3 protein-coding genes and 1 pseudogene are annotated in these 4240 nt (G+C 30.6%); 1 reads left to right on the forward strand and 3 read right to left on the reverse strand.

The features are described from left to right. A pseudogene (locus ACVC2P_RS07670) lies at positions 1-99 on the forward strand (CAP domain-containing protein); the annotation flags it as partial. Between the two features lie 52 nt (positions 100-151). Here ACVC2P_RS07670 and ACVC2P_RS07675 read toward each other — a convergent pair. The 3 genes from ACVC2P_RS07675 to ACVC2P_RS07685 form a co-directional block, all read right to left on the reverse strand. Next, positions 152-2098 (reverse strand): OmpA family protein, encoded by a 1947-nt coding sequence (locus ACVC2P_RS07675; RefSeq protein ID WP_452597894.1) that lies wholly within the window; start codon positions 2096-2098, stop codon positions 152-154. Position 2099: 1 nt separating this feature from the next. After that, positions 2100-3050, reverse strand: a complete 951-nt coding sequence (locus ACVC2P_RS07680; RefSeq protein ID WP_452597895.1) for a PorP/SprF family type IX secretion system membrane protein — start codon at positions 3048-3050, stop codon at positions 2100-2102. 11 nt (positions 3051-3061) lie between these two features. Then, positions 3062-4240 (reverse strand): gliding motility-associated C-terminal domain-containing protein (locus ACVC2P_RS07685; RefSeq protein ID WP_452597896.1); only part of this gene is annotated, 1179 nt, incomplete at its 5' end.

Consider the following 4240-nt stretch of genomic DNA (forward strand, 5'->3'; position numbering starts at 1 on the left):
AAACAAAATATTGAAGGAGATTTTACAGATTTTGAAATTTCTGCAGAACAAAATGCAGATGGTAAATGGTATTTTACTAATATTTTTGTGAAAAAATAGATTACCTTTTTAATTCATAAAAAAAGAAGCTTTATTTAAAGCTTCTTTTTTTTTATTCAGATTCTAACTTTTTATAATCATTTGTTATAATAAACTTAGAACGTCTATTTTCTTGGTGTTCTGCCTCACTACATTTAACTCTATTTTTACAATGGTTAATTAGTTGAGATTCTCCATAACCAATAGCACTTTTAATTCTGTCTCTACTAATTCCCCTAGAAAAAATATAATCTCTTGTAGCTTTAGCACGTCTATCAGATAGTTTCATATTATAGGCATCTCTACCACGACTGTCTGTATGAGATTCTATTTTAATAATCATGTTTTTATATTCTCTCAACACAGCTACAATATTTTCTAATTCATAGGCGGCATCTGGTCTAATGTTAGACTTGTTAAAGTCAAAGAAAATTGGGTTTATTACAATTTCGTTATCAACAATTAAAGGCGTTAAAAATAAATCTATATTAGTTTTGTCATTATTAACTGCAGAAGTTTTAAACTCTTTTAAATCGGGTCTATATGTAGGTCTTTCCGCAATAACTGTATATGTTTTCTCACAAGAAAGGTTTTTAAATTCATAACTACCATCATCATTAGAAGTCATACGTTCTATAACTTTACCACCATCATCAACAAGTTTAATAATAACTTTAGATAGAGGTTCAGAAGAGTTTTTATTTTTAGCTATTCCATAAACAATTTGTTTACATTCGGTTTTAGTAAATGCATAAATATCGTCACCTCCTTTTCCTCCTAATCTATTTGAAGAAACATAACCAGATTGAGTATCAGAATCAATATAAAAAGCAAAATCATCATAACCACTATTGTATGGAGCTCCTAAGTTTTTAATTTCAATATCACCATCAGTTTTTAAAAAATTAGTTTCAAAAACGTCGTACAAGCCTAGATTTAAATGAGCATCAGATGAAAAATATAAAGTAGAGTCTTTAGCAACAAAAGGAAAATTCTCTCGTCCTTCTGTATTTATTTTATCACCCAGATTTTCAGGCTCTCCGTAAGACCCATCTGCATTAATAGAGACTCTATAGAGGTCTGTTTGTCCGTAACCACCTTCTCTATCTGACGAAAAATATAATGTTTTTCCATCAGGACTTAGAGCAGGAGAGCCCGTAGAGAAGTCTTCTCCATTAAAAGGGAGCTCTTTTACATTTGTCCATTGATTATCTTCTTTATTGGCTCTATATATTTTAACATTAGAAGTGCCTTCTTTGTCATATTTTAGTTTGTCTCTTTTATTTAAATTGATGCGAGTAAAATAGAGCGTTTTTCCATCGTTGCTAATCACTAAAGAGCCTTCGTGATAATCTGTATTTAAATCACTAGAGTTAATAGTCTTTGGAGTTAAAAGCGTCTTTTTCGAATCATAATCTTTAATTTCAGACTGGTAAATACTTAAATAAGGCTCTTTATTCCATTGGTATAATTTTTTTTCATCAGTTATACTATCTTTAGATCTAGTAGATGAAAAGTAAAAAACACCATCTTTTTCAAAAGCGCCGAAATCTGAATATTTAGAATTAATATCTAAGTTATCAAATGCAATTGATACTTGTTCTGTAGATTTTAAAATTTCATATTTTTGGATATCGAAAATATCTTGATCTTTAAAACGTTTATCATTTTGTTTACGCTCTTTGAATATTTTAGCCCATTTTTCAGCCTCTTCATATTCACTTAAACTCCTCTTAGTTTGTATGTACTTGTAAATATACTCAGGGTTAACTTTTGGATATTTTTTTAAAGCCTTTCCATACCAAACACTGGCTGCTTCAACATTAGAATTATTATAATAGCAATCTCCAAGTCTAGTTAACACATGCTCACTACTATCTCCTTTTTTAACCGCATCTAAATATAATTCTGTAGCTTTATAATAAGCATAATCTCTAAAAAAGTTATCAGCAACTTTAGTTTGTGAACCAACTGTAAGTGCATTACATGTTAATAGAAATAAAATAATTAATTTTTTCATTTTAAAAATATCTAGGTGATTTAACACGTTTATTAAATTCAAATACTTCAAACATAAGTAGTATTTCATGAGTACCTCCAGTATATGGTCTTAAGTCAGTAAGGTAATGTTCATAAGTATAACCTATTCGCATTTGACGTGATATTTGAAAATCTGTTTGAATACCTAGAGTAGAGGTGTCCTGATTGTATCTGTAACCTCCACCTATCCAAATTTTTTCATTAAATAATAAGAAGTTAGCATTTGCATCAATAGAAATAGGGGCACCACTAGTCGCTTTAATTAAAAACGATGGTTTAAACTTAGTTTTTTCACTTAAATTAAAGACATAACCAGCAGTTAGGTAGTAACTTAAACGCTCTAGAGCTATGTAATCGACATTAGGATCTTGAAGACTTTCATTGTAATTTGTGTTTAGTATTCTAGGTGTAGATAAGCCTACGTACCATTTATTAGTATGTAGAAATAGACCAACACCCACATTAGGATTCCATCTATTACTAAAATTACTGAAAAAAGGATCTGTGTATACTGATTCTTGATCTAAAAATCCAACAGCATCTAAATTATAGTGTGTAAAACCTGCTTTTAATCCAAAAGCAAGTTTAGTTTTTTCTCCCGTATTAATTGTATATGAGAAATCTGCATAAGCATATACAAAGTTCTCGAAGCCTAGCTCATCATTAATTATAGATAGGCCTAAACCTATTTTTTCATTTTTTAATGGAGAGTTAATAGATAAGGTTTGTGTTGTAGGAGCTCCTTCAAGCCCTACCCATTGACTCCTATGTAAACCAACAATACTTATAGTTTCTCTACTACCAGCATATGCAGGGTTTATAGATATAGTATTGAACATATACTGCGAAAATTGAGGCAGTTGTTGTGCAAAAGTAAATGTGCAGCAGATTAAAAGAAAAACTAATACTACGTTATGTTTTGTTTTTTTCATTGGGTTTTATATTATTTTGTTCCAACATAAATTGGACCAGCAAATGGCTTTATTCCACTATCTTTTATAGTTACTACGTAATAATATGTTCCGTTAGGAACTTTATTAGAATTTCCAAGTGAGGATTTATGAGTAAAACCATTCCAATCATTTTGATAATCATTAGACTCATATATTATAGCTCCCCAACGGTTAAATAATTTTAATTCTACAGTAAAACCACAATCTCTTGTACCTTTAACTTCAAAATATTCATTATAAGCATCTCCATTTGGAGTTATTGCTTTAGATATTTCAAAATCTTCACTACCACATGGTAATACAACACAATCATCATTTATTGTTATTGTAACGATTGTACTGGTAAGGCATGCGCCATCTGTAATTGTATAACTAAAAACATAATCTCCAAGTTCTACATCTAATGGTTCAAATATTCCATTGTCAATAATTGTATCTCCAGATACAACTTCCCAGGTACCACTTGTGTCAATATCATCAGATAAATAATTAAATAAATCAATAGCTCCATCTTCATTACATCTTTCATCATCCAATTCAGTTGTAAAAGTCTCATTGTTAACTTGTACTATTTGAGTGTACACTTCAGTATTATCACAAGAATCAGTAACTGTCCATTCCCAAGTAATTTCATAATCATTTCCGTCTCCAGTGTAAGTGCTTGTCTCTTCAAAAGAAATAGTTATATCTGTACCAGAACAAGCATCAATAAATTCTAAAGATGGAATTTCTGGAATTTCTGAACAAGTAACAGATATTATTGGCTCTAAATCTGTTGTTAAAGTTGGAGCAGTATTATCAGATACCGTAATAGTTTGAACTAACTCAGTGTTATTTCCACAATCATCAGAAAGCGTCCAAGTTCTTGTAATAATACTCTCATTCGGACAATCTCCAGCTTGAGTCGTATCTGTATAGGTTGCATCTAAATTTGTAGAACAGTTATCAGTTTCATCAGTAACATCTCCTGTAAGAGTAAGGTCACTTGCATCTTGATCACACTCTATTTCAATATCAGTAGGTACTGTAAATGTTGGAGCTGTATTATCAGAGATCGTAATAGTTTGTATTAGTGTTGTTGTATTGCCACAATCATCAGCAAGTGTCCAAGTTCTGGTAATAACACTTTCATTAGCACAGCTACCAGAAGCAGTTGTGTCTGTGTAGGT

The organism is Pontimicrobium sp. MEBiC01747, from assembly GCF_053601635.1.